Source organism: Candidatus Gracilibacteria bacterium (genome assembly GCA_041658685.1).
In the GTDB taxonomy this organism is placed as follows: domain Bacteria; phylum Patescibacteriota; class Gracilibacteria; order UBA1369; family UBA12473; genus JBAZZS01.
Map to the genome: position 1 here is coordinate 42,744 of JBAZZS010000002.1, position 22,509 is coordinate 65,252.

Below are 22,509 nucleotides of genomic sequence, written 5' to 3' on the forward strand. Positions count from 1 at the left end.
GCACTTCGTCCGCCTTTGGCGGGACTGCGTGCCTTATTGCACAAACGTCTCCCCTGAGGCGGTTAAGTCCTCCTTGTCGGTTGAAGCCGGGATTGGAGTTGGCGTCGGTTCTCCTGGTTTTTCTTCTTGTTTCAACTGCGCTTTCCCTCCCCCGGTTTTCCCAAACGCAAAATCGCGCTTGTATTGATTGGCCAAATCCATAATGCGACGCGCAATGTTGTACGGATCTTTCACATGATGAATTTCAAATAATATTTTTTCCGCTGCGGTCTGCACCATCAACGATCCGAAATTAAACAAATTACTCAAGATCCCTTTTGATACATGTTTTACATCTTGAATTTGAGACAACTCGGTTTCGGAAATCACTCGGTGCATAAAAGAAATCTGATTCACGAAAATCATGCGCTCGTTGGTCACAATGATGATGTCGATTTCGTCTTCAAGCCATCGAATAAAGGTCACCAATAAGGCAAAATCTAAGCCAAGTAAAAAGAAAATCGTTACCAGCTTGGCCGTATTCGGAGTGATATCCAGTCCCAATTCCAACCACGCATAAATCCCAGCCAACGTCCCTACGGTGAGGACCATAAACAACACTAATTTTACGTACACAATCCAATGTTTAGAGATGAGATGTTTGACGATCTCGTTTTCTTTTTGTCCGGGAAATCGTGGAAGCATGGGGAAATAGTATTTAGTATGTAAAAGTTAGGGGGTTCGGACACTCACTTCGTTCGTGTCTGGGGGGAGCTCACTTCGCTATCGCTACGTGAGTGGTGAGTGGGACTCGGAAGCGCTTGATATTGCCGTGGCAAAGGTTTGACTCCTCTTTTTTCTTTACCCCGCTCCAAAATATAACCGCGTTTAGCATGATTGATCTGATTGAAATAGTACTCGGGATGAGGAAGGTCACGCAAGATCATCGAAGCACTGGTGGTGGATACGGTCACGAGCAAATCGCCGTAATTCAACAAATTCGGCCAAACCCCGGCCTGATGTTTTTTGATGTCTTGAATTTCATGCAAGTCCACAATTTCTTTATCATTACAAATAAATATTGTTTTTTTCATATTGATGACTCGATAATTGGTTAAAATAACGATTTCAAAATAATAATTGAGCAGCCGTATAAAAAAGAAATGGGTCAAAAGGATCAAAAAAATGGCGGCGATTAAAAAAATGCTTTTAAAAAGAAGGCTGCCCCTCGCCTCTCCGGCGGAAAATAATGAAATCAACACCAAAATCAATGAAACCGACAGCACCAAACACACTCCAATAAACGGCAAAAGCACCACCGGATGTTTGCGTGTAAAATTTTTCACCTCCTCATTCTTTTGCTGACCTTGGAAGTGACGATCCGTATTGTCGAGCTCTTCGATCAATAAAATTTCCATAAAAAGGGGTCACAGTAGATCGGGAATAAAAAAAATCGCGAGCGCAAGGCTCATACTCAAGGTAACGATCAAATACAGTCCAACGATCCAATGCAAATGAACGATGCCTAACAAAAGGGTGTATTGAGATTCCTCAAAACGGTGCGCTTGAATGTACGAATACAGCCGACGAATGGAAACCACGCAAAACCCAAACGACACAAGAGCCGCGGTTCCGGCAATGAGGGCGAGAATGGGAGCCATAAGGGGAATGATCAATGTACGAATGCCTAAAGAGGAGAAAATGCGAAGCTTTTTCTTGAGGTCCCCCGCTCGACAGGCTCAAAGTGACAGTTGGCGATACAGCGCCAGGGTTTCTTTTGCCGCGCGCTCCCATGAATAATGAGAGTTAAGATTGTAAGAAGCTTGGCTCAAGCGTTCCTGCAAGGCTGAGTCGCGGACGAAATGGGCCAGGGTTTCGCCCATGGATTTGATGTTTTTGGGGTCGCAAAAAAGCGCGTTTTCCCCCAGGATTTCTCGATGGATGGCGATATCCGAGGTTAGGATCGGCGTGCCAACTGCGGCGGCTTCAAGGAGCGGAAGATTGAACCCTTCTTCAAGGGAAAAATTCACAAATCCCAAAGCGTTTTGGAGGTATTGAGCGAGCGTTTCGGGGGAAAGATAATCGGTGGTCCGAATTTTCCCGAGCAAAGGATTCGACGGTTTTTTAATTGTAGGCGCTTCGAGAATTTCGCGCAAGCTTTTGAGCTCGGTATAATAAGGATTATCCAGTTTTTTTGCCCCAACCAAAACGAGGTCTATAGGGGTCGTTGGCGCCACATAAGAATTGTAGGCTTCAACCATGCGAAGGACGTTTTTTCGAATGTCGTAACCGCCTATATAAAGGAGGTAAGGATTTTTGAAAGGACGTTTTGTGGGCTTATTTTGGGTAAAAATCGGGCTCGCAGCCTCGTGAATCATAGTGATTTTTCCCCACGGGTATTGGATATGATCGCTGAGCGCCATGGCCGTGGTTTGCGACACGCAAATCAGATGATCGGCTTTAGGCAGAGCTTTTTTCATATACGATTGAAAAAAACGCGAACGTAAACGGGGCTGATAATGCTTGGGGTTGGTCCAGGGGATCACGTCGTGCACGGTGACAACCGTTTTAGGTGCGTTGCATCCCGGAAAGCGCGGATTGGCCGGATACGGATAATGCGCGAGATCGACTTTTTCTTTTTTAAAAAGGCGCGGGACTTGAATTTGTTCCCAAATGAATTTGCGAAGACAAGCGGGGATGAATTTCTTTTCAGGAAGAAGGACGAGACGGACGTTTTTGGAAAAAGACGAAAGTTTTTTCTCTAAGGCAGGAAGATTGGATGGGATCGCCACCACATATTCCACCGACGAATCTTGCTCGGCAAGCGCGTAAAGCAAGTGAGCGGTGTATTGGCCGATACCGGTGTAAGGCAGCGTGAGAAATCTACCATTGATGCCGATCTTCATAAGGTATGAGAGATTTTAATTTTACACATTCATAATACAGGTTTTTTTTGATGTGTTAGCCAAAAAACAAAAATATACTTGACAGAATCCTTTTTATAATGTTACTGTGACCACCTTTCGCCTTTTTGGCAAAGGTTTCAACTCACTATTTTTTAAAAATATATATCTATGTTCGACTCATTCAAAAGATTTTTCACTGAAGAGCAAACCCCTAGTGCACCCACCTCAGCGGAGGTTTCTTCCCCTTCTAGCTCTAGCGTTAACTCTTTTGCTCGTAATGCTCTCCTTGCAACTGCTCTTTTTAGTGCTACTGGATGTGCAAACAACGACAAAAATACTGGCACCACTGATTCTGGGGTGGAAATTCAAGATTTAGACGGAGATGGATTTACGAACCTGGGAGGCACTGCCTCTGAGTCAGATTGTAATGATGAGGACGCTCATGTTTACCCCGGAGCCACTGAACTTTGCGATGGAGTGGATAATAATTGCGACGGCGTTGTTGATGAAGCAAATGCGGCCGATGCTAAAACTTTTTATACGGATGGAGATGGAGACAGCTTTGGCGATCTCAATAGCCCGGTACGAGCTTGCGCACAACCCACAGGAACGACAACTGCTAATTTTGCCACAGACTGCAATGATACTGAGGCCACGGTTAACCCTGCTGCCACGGAAATGTGCGATGGAATCGACAATAACTGCGACGCGGTCACTGACGAAACTACCGCCGCCGATGCCGCCACTTTTTATCGTGATGCGGATGCGGATACTTATGGAGATGCTTCTGTGACTCAACAGGCTTGTTCCGCTCCTTCTGGCTTTGTTGCCAATGCCACGGATTGCGATGATGCTCGAACCGAAACCAATCCCGCAGCCGATGAATATTGTAATGGGATAGACGATAACTGCGATGGCGATGTGGATCCGACCGATTCCGTTGATGCTCCTATTTGGTATCTTGATAAAGATTCTGATGGATCTGGCACGGATGAAACCACGACCCGCCAATGCACTCAACCCGCCGACCCTGTGACTGGAGTGAGTTATGTTGATACGGATGGAGACTGTGATGACACCAATAACACGGTCCACCCCGGTGCGATCGAATCCTGCAATGGAGTCGACGATGACTGTGATGGATACGCGGATGATACCGATACAGTCACTTACTTTAAAGATACGGATGAAGATGGCTACGGAACTTCCACAGATACTCAATCTAAAATGGTCTGTGAAGAACGCCCTGAAGGTTATGTTACAACGGACGGGGACTGTAACGACGATGCCTCTGCCATCAACCCCGGAGCCACTGAAATTTGCGATGGAGTAAATAATGATTGCGACGCCGATACGGATGAACCCGATTCAACGGATGCTTCCACCTGGTATCAGGATACGGATTCCGATGGTTTCGGAAATGCTGCTGCCTCACAAAGGGATTGCTATCAACCTGCTGACTATGTTGCCGACTCCAGCGATTGCGACGACACCGATGCCGCAGTTAACCCCGGTGCTACGGAATATTGCGATGGGGCAGACAATGACTGTAATGGTGTCACCGATGAACCGACTGCTGTGGATGCTTTGACTTTTTATCGCGACGCCGATTCCGATACATACGGTAATCCTGCAAGCTCTGAAGAAGCTTGTTCTGCTCCCGCCGGCTATGTGGCGGATTCCAGTGATTGTGATGATGGTCGCGCCACGGTTAATCCCGGAGCTGCGGAAGTCTGTGATGAGCTCGATAATGACTGCGATGGAACTGTCGATGAATCTTCTGCTATCGATGCCGACACTTGGTATCAAGATACCGACAGCGATACCTTCGGAAACGCTGCTGTTTCAACCCCGTCTTGTAATCAACCGATCAATTATGTTGCCGATGCTACGGACTGTAATGATGCCGATGCAACCATTAATCCCGCCGCTTCCGAACGTTGCGATGACGTGGACAATGACTGCGATGGAACCACGGATGAAGCCAGTGCGGTGGATGCCGACACGTTGTATCGCGATGCTGATTCCGATACTTATGGAAATGCTTCCACTTCCACAACATCCTGTTCTGATGTGAGCGGCTATGTCACCAATGCCACGGATTGTGACGATACCCTATCCACGGTCCACCCTGATGCCGAAGAAACCTGCGATGGTGTTGACCAAAACTGTGATGGAGAAGTCGACAACAATGCCACGGATACTTCGGAATGGTTCTCTGATATCGACGAGGATGGATTTGGAGATTCGGAACTCTCGACTTTGGCCTGTGACGAACCTGCTGGTTACACAGACAATGCTGACGACTGCGATGACGCCAATGACAAGGTCAATCCCGGTGAAGTCGAAGGCGCAACCTGCGACGGATTTGACAACGATTGTTCCGGGGAAGAAGAAACCTCTGCTGGAGAAGCATGCGAAACCGCTATTCAACAAGTGGGTTATAATTATGGAACAGAAGGCGGCGTTTATGTCATGGATTCTGAAGGAGGCCGTGTCCTTGTTGCCTATGAAGGGCTTGATAGTTATGTGGGTGCGGGCTGCGACTACCTTGAGGGGACGCTTGATAATGCCTCCTATACTTGGTTCGATTCCACTCCGGCAACATTTGATGTTTATGGATTAACCTTAGAAACGGATGTCGCCGCTTATCCGGGTTGTGAAAATGTTACTTTAGCTGCGTTGGGCGGATATGGAGCTTCCATTTCTGCTCTCACGGATTGTTATGGAACATCATTAACTGCAGAAGCTTTAACTCATAATCCCACAGTGATCGGGGTTGAAGCTTGCCGCTTTTAAAAAAATCACTACAATCCTTGACAATTTTTATTTAGTGTGTTTAAATTAATACCCTTAGTTCTTAAAAACTTTACTTTATGAGATCTACCCCCCAAACCGGACTTGATCAAAATTCCCTCTCTACAGAGGTCCCCAGAAGCGTTGGCCCTGACAATTCCCTCTTTTCCCGTGCTACCAAGACCATCATCGGCCCTATGCGCAATGCAATTTTACTCACCGGATTAACATTCGTTCTTCCTAACATGATGGGCTGTGAAAGATCCAGTGTCTCGCCTAAAGGCGAAGACACTGCAGGAGAATTTGATCCTAATTTTTATGACAAGGATCACGATGGATTCAATCCCAATGAAGGAGATTGTAATGATCAAAATCCTGACATCAACCCTGCTGCCCCTGAAACTTTTTATAACGGCGTTGATCAGGACTGCAATGGATCCAATGACAATGACGCGGATGGAGATGGAGCTGAATCCTCTCTTTATGGCGGCACGGATTGTGACGATTCCAATCTAAATAATGTCTCCGATTGTGATGTGCTCTTTAATATGAGTGCCCAATACGGAAGCATTGGCCCTGTGACAGATATTTCTTATGATCGCGAAGGAATTTACTTTGTTGGGACAGGAGAAGACCAACAAGCAGTCACTCCTAACTCTATTTGCCAATTGGCCGGATTTGATCAAGCTGAATTTGCCCGAGGCTGGGAATGGATGGAATGCGCCGGAGTTCCGGTTTCCCTCGACAAATTGGATCCTAAAACTCTTGTTTTCACTAACATTGAAGCCACTCAAGATTGTGTCGGACAATACTTTGGAAATGAAGGTTACGTAGCAAGCATAAATGATTCCTATGGAACCAACTATACATCTCTCTCTCCTCATGGGACTTATTATGCACCCACTACGACTATCTCTCTTGGGCAAGGTTATCCGGACAATCTTAACCCGGGGAGGGATGGAGTCGTTTCTTGTGTCGCAGTTATGCCCGAGGAAAAATAATTAAAAACTCATAAAACCATTAAAAAGCTCTTCTAATCAAAGGGCTTTTTTTAATTCTTTCTGGCTTTTCAACAAAAAGAGCGAGCGGCCCCCAATAACTTTTCCCCACTCAGCTCCTCATCCTCAATCACCCAACATTTCCCCCGTTTTCTCATGATCGCGGCATTGGCGGCTTGGTCGCCGTGGCTCACTTTTCCTCCGAGAGGGATGAGGATGCAGGGTTTGTGAAGCGCCTCGATTTCGGCAATGGAGTTGGCTCCGGCCCGGCTCACGATCAAGTCGCTCATGGCATAAAAATCCGCGAGGTCTTCGTTTGCGTATTCGATTTGGCGATAGCCGGACTTTCCGGCTCCCTTGGCCGTATTTTCCCTGTCGCCGACCTCGTTTTTAACCTTATTGAGCCGGCTTGACTTGTCATTCTCCGGCTTGATCAAGGAATCCATTTTTCCTTTTCCCGTGATGTGTAAAATTTCCACTTTTTTCAATAATTCCGGCAACGCCTCTCTCACCGCAACATTGATGCGTTCTGCCCCGAGGCTCCCTCCCATGATTAGCACAATGGGCTTTGCCCCTTTTAATCCGGACTTTTTTAATCCTTGCGCTCGCGTTCCTTTCACTATTTCTTCTCGGATCGGGACCCCAGTCACCACAATTTTCGCCTTCATTTTTTCACCTTTAAAATAATCCGCCGCCTCTTTATAACCAAGACAAATCTTTGTTGCAAAGCGCGCCACAATTCGCGTGGTCATTCCCGGGATTGCGTCCGAATCATGAATCACAATAGGCACTCGCAACAACCACCCTGCAAAGAGCACCGGGACCGACACGTACCCGCCCTTACTAAAAATTACGTCCGGCTTAAACCGTCTCACCGCAAAAATCGCCTGAAAAACACCGATTTTAATTCGAACGAGATCACGCACATTCAATAAAATATTCTCAAAGTCGAGATATCGACGCCATTTTCCGGTGGCAATGGCTTGATACGGGATCCCCCATTGCTCAGCCAACGCTTTTTCAGGGCCGGTTTTAGAGCCGATGTATAGAAAAATTTTCCCTTGCTCGACGGATGGCGGATGAAGAATTTTGGCTTTTTTCGCACATTCCAAAAGCACTTCCGCCACTTTTTCGGCGGCCGATGATTTCACTTTTCCCTCTCGAGTTTTTCGAGTCAACTTCTCCTCCCCGATTTTCTTCAAGGCCTTAAGTACGGCGATATGCGGCAAAACGTGACCCGCCGTGCCCCCGCCACTTAACAGGATGCGAAGCTCGTGCATTGGTGTATTGTGAAATATTAAGAAGCACCGCTGCGCCCACCAAAGACATCACCATGGAACTCCCCCCATAACTCACAAACGGAAGCGTGATCCCGGTGACGGGAAGGATGGCGATGTTGACAGCGATGTTGATAAAAGCCTGAAACGTGATCCAAATCGTAATTCCGGCTGCGGTGAATTTCGAGAAATTGTCCGGGGCCTCTTCGGCGATTTGAAGTCCGCGATATAAAATAATGCAGTACGCTAAAACCACAAGGATGGTTCGAATAAATCCAATCTCTTCCGCGGACGCGGCAAAAATAAAATCATCCGAAGCTTGAGGCAACCAATACGATTTTTGAATGCCTTGCGTCAACCCTCTGCCCCAAATCCCTCCGCTCCCCACCGCAATTTTGGCTTGCTCGGACTGCCAACAATAACTTTCCGCACACTCTTTTTCATCCGGACTAAAATAAGCGGAAAATCGATCATGCAAACGATCGATGCTTGCAATCGCTCCAAGTGAAAAAACACAAGTGATGGTGACTCCGAGTACAATATGTCTCCAATTCGCTCCGGCGATAAAATACATACCCGCTGCAATCACGGCAATGACCATGGCGGACCCTAAATCCGGCTGTAGAACCACCGGCACCATCACAATCCCGGACACAATACAAAAAGCGATGAACCCCTTGCTGAAATCTTTAATTTCCCCTTCTCGTTCTTTACGGTCAAACCAATGAGCGAAATAAAAGATCAACGCGAGTTTGGCGATTTCCGTGGGCTGAATGGATTGAAGCATCGGGATATGAGGGAGAGAAAGCCAACTTCGCGCAAACGTATTGTAATCATGTCCGAACATCAAGACCGCGACGAGCAATGAAAAAGCGAACATAAAAAAAAGAGTCGAAATTTTTCTCCAAAATTGATAATGAACTTTAAGCAAAGCGACAAAAACCAACACCCCGACCGCGATGCGCATGGCGTGATTTTTAAGCACCAAATAACAATCCACCCCATCACTCCCGCAATTGGGATAATCGATACCCGAACCCGTGAGTTGAATCGACTTGGGCACCCCGATGCTCGTGATCATGATTAGACTGAAAATAAGCAACGAAAAAACCGCGATCAACAACACGTGATCGATGGGATGCGTTGGAGATTTGATGAAATTAAAAAAGCCGGTTTTGGGACGTTTGCGGAGGAGAGGCATGAGGGAATTCTTAAAAAAGCCTCCCCAAATTTAACTCAATTTGTACGCGATGTCGATCAAAGAAAAATCAGGCGGCAAGTTGAGTCGGGGCGGAGGGTGGCGTCTCCGGAGCTTTTGGTTTTGCGTGTGCCTGAGCTCCATGCGCCCTTGATTTCCCACCTTGGACAACTTCCAGAGCTGGGGCGGGGTGAGGAGCTGAGGCTTGAGCAGCTGCCATGGCAGCTGTGAATGCATCGTCATGGGCATCCGCTGCCTTAACGGGGTTGGCATGACCGCCTTCTGCTGGGGCATTTTTTGCAGGAAAATGGCCTCCTTCTTTGTTCCCAAAAGCGCTGGTAGCCCTTATCCCAACCGGAGCTAAGCCACTATCGTCACGTTCATGCGCGTCCCCATCGTTCCACCAAGTTTTGGATTTTTCACTCCCATGTCCATTTTCAGCTTTAGGCGAAGAACTCCTCTCTCCTAATACCGAGGTGTCAAAACGGGAATCTTTATGTTTCATAGAAAATTCTTTCAATCGTTTCCCAAATGGAGCGGTTAACAATTTCCCTGCGCCCTTAAGAATCGAACCCAATGCCGGGATCACTCCATGATTTCCAGGCTCAAATTCTCCTTCTTTATTCATTTTAATCCCTGCGACATGACCTATGGTTTTAGCTCCCCCCATCACTATATCCGGTCCCAGATTGGCTAACCCTTTGAGTCCATTCCCTAAGGCTTTGAAAGGAGTTTTAATGGCTCCCCAAAGTCCATCTTTAAAAAAGGATTTGGCCGCTTTCTTTCCTTCGCCTTTAAAGATATTTTTTCCCGTATCCCAAGTCATGCCTTTGATCGATTTTGCTCCTTCCACCAGCACACTTCTGGGGGCAGCGCCCACATCTTGCCATAAAACTTTATCCAATCCCGTGTCGACAACTCCCTCCCAAACTCCCTTAAAAATTCCTTCCGTGACTTGCCTTGTCCCTTCAATAACGGTTTTAACTCCTTCTCCTGCTTCTCCGACCGCTTCCACGGGGTGCTCTAAAGCATACTGCATAGCCGTTGGGAATCCCTCGGTCACAACTTCCTTTGTTGCTTGTCTTATTTCCCGATAGATGAGTCTCTGTGGTTTAAACATGACTTAATATTAGCATATTTATAATCTTCTGGCAACCCTAACCGTTCTTTTTTTATGAATTTTTGGAAAAATCTCGTTATGCTAACGATATGTTGAAAAAACCATGCTCCTACCTCGTTCTCACCAGCCTTTCGCTCCTGATTTTGTGGACGGATTTATTCACCAAACATGTGGCGGAAACCGTGTTCAGCGTCCAACCTGTGACTCTTTTCCCGGGAGTTGAATTCATTTATTCAAAAAATACCGGCATCGCATTTGGCCTGCCCGTAGGAGGCATTTTTCTCCTTATTTTGACCGCACTTCTCATGGTTGGATTTTTAGTGTACGCCCTGCGCCAGCTGGATTTGAGGCGCTGTTCTGTTACAATAATGATAAGTCTTGTTTTGGGCGGCGCTCTCGGCAATTTCATCGATCGATTTTCCCTTGGATTTGTCCGGGATTTCATCCGCATCGGGCCCTGGCCCACGTTCAATATTGCGGATTCCGCGCTGTGCATCGGACTGTTTCTCCTCTTTTTATCCTTGATTTTCCCTCCTCATGATGTCCCTTCTCGACGATGAAAATTCGGCTGCGACAACTCCCATTGAAACACCCGCAACTGACACTGCGAATAGCGACTCCGCAACCGGCAAGCCCCAACTCGGGCCTCGTCCGGTCTCGATGTTCGCGATTTTGATGCGAACTGTGGGCGGGTTGGGGGGCGGGCTTATGGGCGCCGGAGTGATTTTTGTGATTGCCTTGGTGGGTTCCGGGATCTTATCCACGGCGTTGGATGAAGTGGGAGGCACACCTTCTCCCTTATTTGTGTTCATATTTTTGGCCATGATCTTTTTAGGATCCACCACCGCAAATTTGCTCGGCTCTTTGTTTATGGGGTTCGGCGATCGCGAGCATTATTCAAATGTGGCCTCGAGTTTGTATCAAATCTTTTTTGCCAATGTGATGATTTTGTTTGTCGTGGCTCCGGTTTACTTGATTGTGGCGGGGCTCGATCTTAATCTCGGAATGCTGGCGTCCGTGGCTGCGTTGCAAGTGGTGGTGAGTGCGTTTGTGAGCGCATTGATTTTGGAAATTATTGCGAATCATCGTTACGCGTTGGTGGGGGTTTACAGCACCATGTTGTCCGTTTTGGTGAGTGGGGGTATCTATTTTCTTTTGTATGGAATGAGCTCCGGAAATCCTTTACTGCTCCTGTTGTTGGCGTTGCCGGTGATGTGGCTTTCCATCGGGCTTTTCAGTGGATTGATCAGCATTTTATACGGCTGGATTTATCAATGGTATGGCGTGGATTTCCTCAATAGCGGGACGACGTATGGCGACGATGTGCGCTGGATTTCGGAAGCCGAAGAAACCGCGATTGAAGAAGACAAAGAAACACATAAAGATGTGAGTGGGGCCGCGTTTTTGAAGAACAGACACTGAGCGAAGCGAAGTGTCCTATCCCCCACGCACGCAGCGCAGCGAAGTGCGCTCCCCTGCATTCATTTTGCATTTTTTCTTCTCTTTTTTATTATCCTAACGATTCCCTCATCACCTCCTCCGGCGCCTTTTCCCCGGTCCACCATTCGAATTGAAGCACGCCCTGATAGAGAAGCATGGCTTTTCCATCGATGATTTTTGCGCCAACGGATTGGGCCGTGGCCAGCAAGCGCGTGGTTCCTTTTTTTCGATAAACAAGATCAAAAACAACCTGATTCGAATGAAAATAACGAGCCGGAACGAGTTCGGGTTCTTCGTGGCCCTCCAGTCCCACAGATGTGGTGTTTACGATAAGATCGATTTTCCCTCCGATTTCGTCCCAATTTTTTGCAACATTTACATGAAATGCTTCAGCCAAAGCTTTTGCTTTTCCCACGGTTCGATTGAGAATCGTCACTCCCATCCCCTCTTTATTTAAGGCCCACACCACGGCGCGTGCCGCGCCTCCGGCTCCTAAAACCACGGCGCGTTTTCCTTCCAATTCCGGCATCGCCTCCTTCACCGCACTCAAAAAACCCGGGGCATCGGTGTTGGTTCCGCATCTTTTTTCTCCTTTCCAATACACCGTATTCACGGCCCCAATTTCTCTCGCAATGGGGTCAATTTCATCCAAATAGTGGCCCACGGTTTCCTTGTGCGGGATCGACACTGCCATGCCTTTCAACTCTCGATGCTCTTTCATAAATTCGCCCAAATCCTCAGGCAACACATCGAATGCGTCAAACCGAGCCTCCATCTTAAGCGCTTTGAATGCGGCGTTGTGCATGGCCGGAGACAAGGAATGAGCTACCGGATGCGCGATGATGCCAAAGAGTTGGGGCATAAATTTATTTCTTCACCGCAAATCCCTCCAACGCCTTCAAGGTCTCAACCGGGATCATCCATATCGTGGTGTTGGACGCATCGGAAGAAATATCATTGATGGATTGCAAGGTTCTGAGGTGAAGTGCGCCCGGAGCAGAAGCCAACATCTTGGCGGCTTTGGAAATATTTTCAGCAGCAGCGACTTCTCCTTCGGCCTGAATAATGACGGCTCGGCGTTCTCGTTCCGCTTCCGCGGCCTTGGCCATGGTGCGTTTCATGTCGTCCGGAATCATGATGTCTTTCAATTCCACGCCTTGAACATCAATACCCCAGGCTTCGGTCTCTTTATCGATGATGGTTTGAATCGTGACGGACAGCTCTTCACGGTTTTGGAGTAAATGATCGAGCGTCACGGATCCCACCACATTTCTCATCGTGGTTTGTGCGAGTTGGCTGGTGGCGTAAAAGAAATTTTCAACCTGTAAAATCGCTTTTGCCGAATCCGCAATTTTATAATAAATTACGGCATTGATACCCACGGAAATATTGTCCTTGGTGATGGTTTCTTGATTCGGGACATCCACGGCCTTGATACGCATATCCACACGCACCAACGATTGGAAAACCGGCACAATGATGCGCCATCCCGGCAGTACGGTTCCGGAATATTTTCCCAATGAGAATTTAACACCGCGTTGATACTCATTGACCTGTCGGATTGAGATCAAAAGAATGATGAGGATGACGAATGCAACGGTAACAATAGCTGCTGGCATAAATTAAAAATTAAAGAATAGATCGGCAATAGTTTACCATAAACAACCCTTGTTAAAATTTTCTCTTACCATTCAGTATTGCCGCTTGATTGTTTTTCTGGTATAATTTGTTGATAAAATCAAAACAAAAACAATATGAAAAAAATCCTCTCTCTGTTCTCGGCTTTTTCCGCCGCTACCATTCTGATGATCTCCTCGGTGTCCACGACCTTTGCCGCGAGCATCACAGACAGTGCGTCTACGGCTAAGGACACGGCCTCTGGCATTGCTTCCTTCCTCAGTATTTTATGGGGAAAAGCTCCGAGTTGGGTGGCTGCGATCCTTGTATTTTTTGGTTCCTTTTTTGTAGCCAAAATGATTCGAGAACGAGCCATTGATCATTTTACGGAAAAATTTGCAGACAATAATCAAGATGCCGTGGTTCTCATTGGTCGCGTGACGTATGTTACGGTGCTGACCATTGGAATTACGGTGGCGTTGCGCATCGGGGGACTGGACCTCACGGCCCTCATTGCCGCAGTTGGATTCGGGTTGGGTTTTGCCATGCAAGATTTGGTCATGAATTTTATTGCCGGAATTTTAATTTTATTGAACCGTCCGTTTTCCATTGGAGATTTTATTAAAGTCGGATCCACTATGGGAAAAGTCATTGAAATTCAAGGCCGCGCCACGATCTTAAAAGCCGTGGATGGCACGCGAGTGATTGTTCCGAACTCGGATCTTTTCAAAAACCAAGTGGTCAACTTTACCGCCAATCCGTTCCGTCGCGTGGAGATCTCCTCCATTGGAATCACTTACAATGATGATATTGCTCATGCGAGTCGAGTGATCATGGCGGCGCTCAAGGAAAATACAAAAATTTTGATGGAACCCGCTCCCACGTTGATTTTGTCGGATTTCGGAGATTATTCCGTGGATTTCAAAATTCGTTTTTGGGTGGATTCACACACCAATTGGATGAAAATCAAATCCGAAGTTTTACACACCATTAAGCTGCGCATGGAGGAACATGGCGTCCAAATGCCGTACCCGACACAGACCTTGCTCTTTAGCCGCGAGACCGAAGATGCGGTGGTTCCCACTCATAATTTATCATTGGATGAAGTGGCGCGTCGCAACATCGATCGCTCCAAAGAAGAGGAAAAACTCGCCACTGAAATTGAAGCGTCCGCCAAGATGGCCAAAGAAAAAGGCATTCCTTCTTTTCTTCCGCCCAAGCCAAAAAAGCCAATTCCTGAAGAAACCGATTTGGATTTGATTGTCACCGGACCTGCCGTGCCGCCGGATGCGCTCGAACCCCCTGCGGGCCCGATGCTCATGCCCAAAGGCGACATTGATACCGGCACCAAATTCTTGCAATCGCAAGATGCGGTTGTGGTCGGAGCCGGGGCAAAGGTGGAAGAGGAGTTGGACTGAAGTAAAAAAAGGGGGGGGTCGCCTGCGTTCTCTAAGCTGACCTTCTCTGTTTTTTCTGTTACAATCTTAGTGATTTTTTAAATAATTTTTATGAATCTTCTCTCTCAAGCCCAAGCCGCCAAATCCGCTGCTCGTAAACTCGCCATTCTTTCGACTGCGCAAAAAAATGTAGCGCTTCAACGCATTAGCGAAGAGCTTTTAACGCAGACGGATGCGATTCTCGCCGCGAATCAAGAGGACGTTGAACGTGCGAAAGCCGCCGGCGAAACCGTGATGGTGGACCGCCTGACTCTCAACGCCGAGCGCTTGCAAGGCATTGTGAATGAACTCAAAAACGTGATTTCGCTCCCTGATGAGGTTGGGAAAATCATGGATGAGCGCGTGCGACCGAACGGGCTCAAGCTCGAGCGCGTGCGCGTGCCCCTGGGCGTGGTGGGAATGATTTATGAGGCGCGGCCCAATGTAACCGTGGACGCGACCACGTTGTGCTTGAAAAGCGGAAATGCAGTGATGCTCAAAGGCGGTTCGAATGCGATTTCAACCAATCGTGCGCTGGTGAAAGCCATGAAAGAGGCGTTGGATGAGACCGACGTGCCGTCGGATGCGATTCAATTCATTGATTCTACGGACCGGGCTATGACCGGTGAGTTCTTGAAATTGCGAGGCTATTTGGATGTTGTGATCCCTCGTGGAGGACGTGGTTTGATTGATTTTGTGGTGGAAAATTCTCGGATTCCGGTGATTGAAACCGGCGCATCCGTGGTGCACACGTATGTTGATGCCGATGCGGATCTCGACAAAGCTGCAGCCATTGTGGTGAATGCCAAAACGCGGCGCGTTTCCATTTGCAATACGCTCGACACGTTGTTGGTGCACGAAAAGATTGCGGAAAAATTTCTTGAAAAATTAACACCGTTGCTTCGTGCTAAAAACGTTGAATTGCGATGCGATGAACGGGCGTTGGCCATCGTTGGAAAAGAAGGTATAAAAGCCAAGCCCGAGGATTTTGGCAAAGAATTTCTCGATACTATTTTAGCCATCAAAGTGGTGGATTCGTACGAAGAAGCGGTGGAACACATCGCCCAGTACAGCCTCAAACATTCCGAGGCCATTGTGACCGAAAATGCGACCACAGCCGAGCGTTTTTTACATGAAGTGGATGCCGCGTGTGTGTATTGGAACGCGTCGACGCAGTTCAGCGATGGAGCTCAATTCGGGCTGGGAGCCGAGATCGGGATTTCCACTCAAAAACTACATGTGCGCGGACCGTTCGCACTCGAAGGACTGACCACGTTTAAGTGGGTGGGACGGGGGGATGGGCAGACCAGACCCGAAGCGTAGCGAAGGGTCTCCCCCTCTTTTTTCCCTACTGGATCCCCGTTTTCACGGGGATGACATTTTTATGATAAGATAAAGGAAATTCATCTTTTCCTCATGCTCAACGAAGTCAAAAGACCGGACCTCAAAAAACTCTTCCCCAAGCGCAAGCGCGATTCGCACAAGGGCGACAATGGGCGCGTGTTGATTGTTGGCGGAAGCCGCGAATATTACGGGGCGCCGATTCTGGCAGGCATGGGCGCGTTGTTTGGCGGCACGGATTTGGTCACGCTGTTTGTTCCGGAATGCAATTTTGACGTGAGCCGAAGTTATTATCCGGATTTTATTGTCAAAGCGTTTCCCGGCGACCATCTTGATGGCCGAGGCGTGGAACTCATTTCTTTGACGAGTCAAAGTCAAGATTGTGTGGTGTTTGGGCCCGGTATCGGCGATCGAGAAGAAACGCAAACCGCGATTCAAGCGCTGATTAAAAAAATCGAATGCCCTCTGGTTTTGGATTCGCATGCGATTTATGCGTTGCCGCGAAAGGACACTCGAGATAATGCTCGTATTTTGATCACGCCTCATGCGCAAGAATTCGCCAATTTTTGTAAAAAGCCAATGCCTTCCCTTTTTATTGAAAAGACCGAATGCGTTAAAAAATGCGCTGCCACCTTTAATGTGAATGTTCTTTTAAAAAATCCCGTAGACATTATTGTGTCTGCCAAAGGCGATTTTTGCATCAACTCCACCGGGAATCCGGGCCTAACCAAAGGTGGGACCGGCGATGTTTTGGCCGGACTGATCGGCGGGCTGGTGGCGCGCGGGCTTTCACTCTACAACGCAGCACGAATCGGCGTTTTCATCTTGGATACGGCCGGAGACGAACTTTTCCTCGAAAAAGGCTATGGCTACACAGCCACGGATTTGGCGTTGCATTTGCCGTATACGATCAAAGAGCTACTTAGCTGAAGAATTTCGGACACGTTTTGGCTCAGGCTCTCCCTTCGCTCCTCTAATTGTAACATTCGGAGTTTTTCCCGCTTCAATGTGAAATATTTCGGTAGGAATACCTTTAGCGTCACAAGCTTCATAAACCCCCGCAGGCAACATTATAGTTATCCCTTTTTTGATTTCTCCTTCTCTAATTCTTTCATTTATTCTCTTAAGTGCCGCCTGCCCAAAAAAATTCAGACTAGACTCCTCTCGAGGTCGAACAGATTTAATCCCAAAACCGTTATCGTTCAGAACTTGGATCCCCCACCCCTTTTCGATTGTATCCACATAATACTTAATCAATTCAACAACCTTCTTATCCTCATTTGAAAGAGAAGAATTGCGATAATTTTCTCGTATGGCTTTCCCGGCTTTTCTTGCTATTTTATCAGCATTTCGAGGGTCTCCGCAGTGCATGGCCGCTTCCACGGCAGCGCACCATTCTTGAGGAGAGAAAGGTTCTGTCTTCTCTGCTTTTTTCTCATACAATTTATATACTTTTTTCCAATCCCCATCCCCGACAGTGGCCTTATCAGCGGCTTCAAGCAATGGATTACCGGAATCTTTATATAAAAAATCTCCCAGTTTTGGCTCCTGCTTAGGTTTGCCGTAGGGTGAAAGAACTAAAGCATCCGGATCCTTTGGTTTGGGAGGATTCCCGACACGATTGAGAAGTTCCATTATTTCGTCATAATAACTCTTAGAATTTGGATTTTTTACCAGGTCTAGAGATATTTTTTCCGGTGCACCACAACCCTCTATCCCCCCTTTACAGGAAACGTTAATTTCCCAGGAACGAGGCTTTCCGTCCTCAGGTTCTTTTATGATGCAGGAAGCGGTTACCTTAGGATACATATTAAGTGAATCCGCGACGAATGCTTTTATTTTCTCCCATGCTTTTTCCTGAGGATCTGCCTCTTTTGATTCGAGGGTTTTTACCGGTTCTACTTTTACGGCCTCTGCCTTCTCGGCTGCTGCTTGCTCGGCTGCTGCTTGCTCGACTGCTGCCTTCTCGGCCGCTGCTTTCTCGGCCGCTACTGTCTCCTCTTCTGAAGGCGGTTCAGGGTATACTGTAGGTGGCTCGTCTAAAGGCCCGGAACCAACCGGAGAAGGAGCTTCTTTTTGAGGAGAATTCCCGACACGCTCAAAGGCGGCATCTATTTCTTGATAGGTGACCTCAAGATTCTTTTTTAAATCAATTACAAAGCTCTCATTAGGTCCGCAAGTGCTATCATTACACAATGTTTGAAATCGCCATGAACGAGACCCATCTGTGGGTGAAATGGTCACAACACAAGTAGCCCCTACTTTAGGGTATATTTTATTTTTAGACTCGATGTGGTCTTTTATCTTTCCTATGGTTTTTTCTTGTTCATTTTCTTCCGGCGTCGACTCTCTTAAGGGCACTTCCATCTTAGGTTGCAGCTGAGAAGATCCACCGAAAATATCCGGAAACAGCGTGCAGGTGGCGGTTTTTGTTTCCGGTTTGCCATCGGGTGTAAATTTTTGCTTCCCGTCCGTCCCGAACACGAGTTGGGTTACTGTCACTACACCCTTCTCAAGTTGAACGATGGTCCCCTGCTTACGTTTGGCGGTTTTAATCAAAACAACGTTGGCATCTAACCCCGCCTCCTCAAATTTTTGAAAAACATGCATGTATGACACGTCTTTAAGGGCGTGATTGTCCTCAAAAGCCGCATTTAAAAGTGGACTTTCCATCGCCAAGATTTCAAGCAATCCTTTCCCTGCATATTCAGGTTTATCAACCTCAAAAGATTTCCCTCCCTTTGCGTCAAAACTGTTTAAATCCGCCGCTCCCCCTTCCTCTTCCACTTTCCTTCTAAGTTCGGCTAATTTTTCTTTCGTATAAGTCTTTTGAATCTCTGCTAATTTCTCTTTTGAATAAACCTCTTTAAGATCTCCTGCATACTGCTTCGCCTCCGGGGTTGAAATCACTTTTTCGCCCTCGGTTTTCACCCATTTTTGAGGAACTTCCAAATAAATACAAGCATGCTCGCTCCCGGCCAAGGAATTGAATGAAAGGAATTTATTCCAATGAGTGAAATTCATGTTTTTAGGGTTAGTGTTTGTTTTTTATTATTTTCTTATCTTATTATTTTACCAAAAATTGAAGATTTTCTCAATAGAATCTCCTGAAAAAGCTCTTTCATGAAAATAGAGTTCGAGCTGAATAAGAATGCTGCGAAAAATTCGGGGAAAGAAATACGGGGAGAAATTCAGGGGAGGAGCGCACTTCGCTAGCGCTACGTGCGTGGTGAGTGCCAATCTTTCTTAAACTTCTCAATCCCAATCTCCGTGAGCGGGTGCTTAAACATTTGTTCGAGAATTTTGAAGGGAACCGTGGCCACGTGCGCGCCCATGGCTGCCGCGCTTTGCACGGTCAATGGAGATCGCACCGAGGCCACAATGATTTGCGATTTGAACCCGTAATTTTGAAGGATTTGCAACGACTCGTCGATCATACTCAGGCCATCTTCTCCCACATCATCCAACCGGCCCACGAACGGACTGATATAAGAAGCGCCGGCTTTGGCAGCCAGCAACACCTGATTCGGCGAGAACACCAAGGTCACATTGGTCTTGATGCCTTTGGCTTCGAGAGTTTTGGCGGCTTTGATGCCTTCTTCTGTGCACGGGATTTTGATGATTACGTTTTTGTGCCACTTTGCCAACTTTTCCGCTTCCACGATCATGCCTTTGGCGTCCGGGCTCATGACTTCCGCGCTCACCGGGCCTTTAACGATTTCGCAAATTTCGATCACGGTTTCCTTGAAATCACGGCCTTCTTTGGCGATGAGGGACGGGTTGGTGGTGGCGCCGTCAACCACGCCCCAGGATGCGGCTTTTTTAATTTCATTCAAGTTTGCAGAATCGATAAATAATTTCATGTCAGAAAATTTTAATAAATTTTTAACAAAAATAATCGTACCGCAATCATTGGATTTCAACAAATTTTGTTATGGTGTAAATTACCCCTAACATGAACAAAGATGAAAAAATCAATTTTGCGGTGGGCGGGCAGGCGTTGATCGAGGGAGTAATGATGCGTGCCCCTCACGGATATGTGATGGCGGTACGACGATCCACGGGTGAAATCGTGGTAGAACGGCAAGCTTATGTGAGTATTGCCAAGCGCATTCGTATCTTGGGCGTGCCCGTGATTCGCGGGGTGGTGAATCTGATCGAATCGCTCATCATTGGAGTAAAGGCGTTGATGTTTTCGAATACAATTTTCTTAGAAGGGCTCGAGCCGACGCAAAAAAATAAGACTCCGAAGCCAAAAGATGTGCCTGAATCTTCTTTTAAGCGTTTTTTGAAAATGATGTTTATGACTTTTTACTTTCTGTTTTTGTTAGCGTTTTCGCTTTTTTTATTCAAATTTTTACCCCTTCTTGCCGCGAATACGGTTCAACGCTATGTGCCGGCGGTGGAGGCGCACTATTCACTTTTCAATCTTGTGGATGGCTTGGTAAAAATTTCCATTTTCCTCGGGTATATTGTGGCGATTTCATTTTTGCCCGACATCCAGCGCGTGTTTGGGTATCACGGGGCCGAGCATCAGTCGATTTGGGCGTATGAAAAAGACAAACCTCTGACTGTGGCTGCCGCGCAAGAAGAATCTCGATTCCATCCGCGTTGTGGCACGAGTTTTATTTTGTTGGTGTTTTTATTGAGTGTTGCGGTGTATACGGTCGTGCCTCCGGCTGCGACATTTTGGATGAAACTGGTGGAACGCATTGCGCTGTTGCCTTTGATTGCCGGACTTTCGTATGAAGCGCTTAAATTCTGTGCCAAATATGAAAAAACCGCATGGGGCCATGCCGTGGTGCAACCCGGACTGTGGCTCCAACGCCTAACCACCCGCAAACCGAGCGATGACATGCAAGAGGTGGCGCTGGTGGCGTTGAAAGCGGCACTTGAAGAAGAAAAAATGAATCCTTAATTCTTTTCTCCTCTATTTTCTTTCTTCTTATTCTCATGAAAAATTTAAATAAAAAAATGCGGGAAAGGACACTCAGCTACGCTTCGTGTCTGCTGATCGGTTGCGGCAATATGGGTTCTGCGATCGCAGAATCGTTGTTGCTCCTTAAAAAACCACTCTTCAAATCCATCCAAATCCTCGATTCTCATCCTGAAAAGTGTGCGCCGCTCAAAAAACTGGGGGCGAAAATTCTCCCTTCATTAAGTCGAACAAAAATCGATGCAAATACCTTTATTTTACTCGCGGTTAAGCCCCAAAGTATGGAGGAGCTTTTACGAACAATTTGCCCGAATCTCCACCCCGGCACACTGCTCATTTCCATTGCCGCCGGTGTGAATTTAAAACGACTTCAAAAATATTCCGGCCACTCCCGAGTGGTGCGCGTGATGCCCAACACCCCAGCCTTGGTTCAAAAAGGCGCGTCCGCGTGGATTGCGTCGTCGGAGGTGACTGTCGCTCAAAAAAGGGCCACTCAACGCATGCTGGAGAGTTTTGGCATGGCCATTGAGGTAAAGCGCGAACGGGATATGGATGCCGTTACTGCGCTGTCCGGAAGCGGTCCCGCGTATGTTTTTTACTTTTTGGAAGCACTGGTGCAAGGGGCAACGAAACTCGGACTTTCTGAGGATACGGCACAAAAACTGGCGATTCAAACCTTGATTGGCGGATCCGAATTGGCTTTACGACAAGCTAAAACCCTCCCCGATCTTATGGCCCTGCGCGCCAAAGTCACGTCCAAGGGCGGGACCACGGAACGCGCGCTTGGAGTATTTGAAAAAAAACAATTCAAGAAAATCGTAGAAGAAGCGCTTAAGGCCGCGTTTGATCGAGCTCAAGAGTTATAATTTTAAGTACACCTCTCTACGGTGCGCTATTTTTACAATCACTAAAATTATCAACGTTCCATCTGACTCCGGAGTTACAAGGATTCGATAATCCCCTACACGAAATCGGAAATAATGATCATATCCGGTCAATCGTTTTGCATGAGTCAATGGATTGGATGATTGCTCAAAAAATTCAATTTTTTTAAGAATTCTAATTTGCCAAGGTCTCTCCAATCGAGCAAAATCCAATTCCGCTTTTTTAGAGAATTGAAATTGGTAAGAAATTTTCATGATTTAATATTGAACTTTTTTTTCATTTCTTTAACCGTTAGGCCGCCTTTCTTTTTCCAATTCTTCCTGGCGTCTTCCAATTCTTCCAAAAAATCATCGCGTGTTTGCAAGGGTTCAAGGACAATGGATGACCCTTTCACTTGGCACGTAAAATATTGCACCTCAAGCATTTGGGCTCGCACTTCTTTTGGAATGGTCACTTGCCCTCGATCCGAAACAGCAACAATTGAATTTTTCATCATTAAACATTAAAAAAAGTTAATTACTGAAAATATGATAATCTGAAATTCAGTAAAAGTCAATTTTGGGTTACTGGATTTTGTGGG

Annotated in this window: 18 protein-coding genes; 8 read left to right on the plus strand and 10 right to left on the minus strand. The window is 46.9% G+C overall.

Annotated elements, in window-relative coordinates; translation table 25 throughout:
* Positions 1-33: 33 nt before the first annotated feature.
* Together WC882_02675 and WC882_02680 are read right to left on the minus strand one after the other, a co-directional pair.
* Positions 34-684, minus strand: a complete 651-nt coding sequence (locus WC882_02675) for a PH domain-containing protein (GenBank protein MFA5842552.1) — start codon at positions 682-684, stop codon at positions 34-36.
* On the minus strand, positions 606-2,885 hold the full coding sequence (locus tag WC882_02680; protein ID MFA5842553.1) for a glycosyltransferase family 1 protein: 2,280 nt from the start codon (positions 2,883-2,885) through the stop codon (positions 606-608). The genes WC882_02675 and WC882_02680 overlap by 79 nt, the downstream gene beginning before the upstream one ends.
* Before the next feature lie 168 nt (positions 2,886-3,053).
* Here WC882_02680 and WC882_02685 point away from each other — a divergent pair, with 168 nt between their 5' ends.
* Both WC882_02685 and WC882_02690 read left to right on the plus strand, forming a co-directional pair.
* Positions 3,054-5,684 carry a putative metal-binding motif-containing protein gene (locus WC882_02685; GenBank protein ID MFA5842554.1) on the plus strand — a complete coding sequence of 877 codons (2,631 nt, stop codon included), beginning with the start codon at positions 3,054-3,056 and terminating at the stop codon, positions 5,682-5,684.
* Positions 5,685-5,761: 77 nt separating this feature from the next.
* Positions 5,762-6,682 carry a putative metal-binding motif-containing protein gene (locus WC882_02690; GenBank protein ID MFA5842555.1) on the plus strand — a complete coding sequence of 307 codons (921 nt, stop codon included), beginning with the start codon at positions 5,762-5,764 and terminating at the stop codon, positions 6,680-6,682.
* 50 nt (positions 6,683-6,732) lie between these two features.
* On the opposite strand, the gene WC882_02695 is transcribed toward WC882_02690, so the two are convergent.
* Genes WC882_02695 through WC882_02705 form a run of 3 tightly spaced genes read right to left on the minus strand, consistent with a single transcriptional unit; the run spans position 6,733 to position 10,274 of the window.
* Positions 6,733-7,959, minus strand: a complete 1,227-nt coding sequence (locus WC882_02695; GenBank protein MFA5842556.1) for a UDP-N-acetylglucosamine--N-acetylmuramyl-(pentapeptide) pyrophosphoryl-undecaprenol N-acetylglucosamine transferase — start codon at positions 7,957-7,959, stop codon at positions 6,733-6,735.
* Positions 7,886-9,157, minus strand: coding sequence for a putative peptidoglycan glycosyltransferase FtsW (locus WC882_02700; protein MFA5842557.1), 1,272 nt, complete (start codon positions 9,155-9,157; stop codon positions 7,886-7,888). The genes WC882_02695 and WC882_02700 overlap by 74 nt, the downstream gene beginning before the upstream one ends.
* A gap of 10 nt (positions 9,158-9,167) precedes the next feature.
* Positions 9,168-10,274 carry a hypothetical protein gene (locus tag WC882_02705; GenBank protein ID MFA5842558.1) on the minus strand — a complete coding sequence of 369 codons (1,107 nt, stop codon included), beginning with the start codon at positions 10,272-10,274 and terminating at the stop codon, positions 9,168-9,170.
* 62 nt (positions 10,275-10,336) lie between these two features.
* Here WC882_02705 and lspA point away from each other — a divergent pair, with 62 nt between their 5' ends.
* The gene (gene lspA / locus WC882_02710; GenBank protein MFA5842559.1) at positions 10,337-10,888 is read left to right on the plus strand and encodes a signal peptidase II; all 552 of its coding nucleotides are present in this window, start codon (positions 10,337-10,339) and stop codon (positions 10,886-10,888) included.
* An 896-nt stretch (positions 10,889-11,784) separates the two neighbouring features.
* On the opposite strand, the gene aroE is transcribed toward lspA, so the two are convergent.
* A complete protein-coding gene (aroE, locus tag WC882_02715) occupies positions 11,785-12,576 on the minus strand; it encodes a shikimate dehydrogenase (protein ID MFA5842560.1) in 792 nt (263 codons plus the stop codon).
* Between the two features lie 4 nt (positions 12,577-12,580).
* Positions 12,581-13,333, minus strand: coding sequence for a slipin family protein (locus tag WC882_02720; protein MFA5842561.1), 753 nt, complete (start codon positions 13,331-13,333; stop codon positions 12,581-12,583).
* A 135-nt stretch (positions 13,334-13,468) separates the two neighbouring features.
* Here WC882_02720 and WC882_02725 point away from each other — a divergent pair, with 135 nt between their 5' ends.
* Both WC882_02725 and WC882_02730 read left to right on the plus strand, forming a co-directional pair.
* Positions 13,469-14,830 (plus strand): mechanosensitive ion channel family protein, encoded by a 1,362-nt coding sequence (locus WC882_02725; protein MFA5842562.1) that lies wholly within the window; start codon positions 13,469-13,471, stop codon positions 14,828-14,830.
* Positions 14,831-14,839: 9 nt separating this feature from the next.
* A complete protein-coding gene (locus tag WC882_02730) occupies positions 14,840-16,090 on the plus strand; it encodes a glutamate-5-semialdehyde dehydrogenase (GenBank protein MFA5842563.1) in 1,251 nt (416 codons plus the stop codon).
* 936 nt (positions 16,091-17,026) lie between these two features.
* Here the strand turns inward: WC882_02730 and WC882_02735 are convergent.
* Entirely contained in the window at positions 17,027-19,060 is a 2,034-nt protein-coding gene (locus WC882_02735; protein ID MFA5842564.1) for a hypothetical protein, read from the minus strand.
* A 12-nt stretch (positions 19,061-19,072) separates the two neighbouring features.
* Here WC882_02735 and WC882_02740 point away from each other — a divergent pair, with 12 nt between their 5' ends.
* A complete protein-coding gene (locus WC882_02740; GenBank protein ID MFA5842565.1) occupies positions 19,073-19,324 on the plus strand; it encodes a hypothetical protein in 252 nt (83 codons plus the stop codon).
* Between the two features lie 2 nt (positions 19,325-19,326).
* On the opposite strand, the gene fsa is transcribed toward WC882_02740, so the two are convergent.
* Positions 19,327-19,971, minus strand: coding sequence for a fructose-6-phosphate aldolase (gene fsa, locus WC882_02745; GenBank protein ID MFA5842566.1), 645 nt, complete (start codon positions 19,969-19,971; stop codon positions 19,327-19,329).
* Between the two features lie 92 nt (positions 19,972-20,063).
* Here fsa and WC882_02750 point away from each other — a divergent pair, with 92 nt between their 5' ends.
* A complete protein-coding gene (locus WC882_02750; protein ID MFA5842567.1) occupies positions 20,064-21,026 on the plus strand; it encodes a DUF1385 domain-containing protein in 963 nt (320 codons plus the stop codon).
* A 56-nt stretch (positions 21,027-21,082) separates the two neighbouring features.
* Positions 21,083-21,910: a pyrroline-5-carboxylate reductase gene (gene proC / locus WC882_02755; GenBank protein MFA5842568.1), complete on the plus strand. Its 828-nt coding sequence runs from the start codon at positions 21,083-21,085 to the stop codon at positions 21,908-21,910.
* A 95-nt stretch (positions 21,911-22,005) separates the two neighbouring features.
* On the opposite strand, the gene WC882_02760 is transcribed toward proC, so the two are convergent.
* Positions 22,006-22,422, minus strand: a complete 417-nt coding sequence (locus WC882_02760) for a hypothetical protein (GenBank protein ID MFA5842569.1) — start codon at positions 22,420-22,422, stop codon at positions 22,006-22,008.
* Between the last annotated feature and the right edge of the window lie 87 nt (positions 22,423-22,509).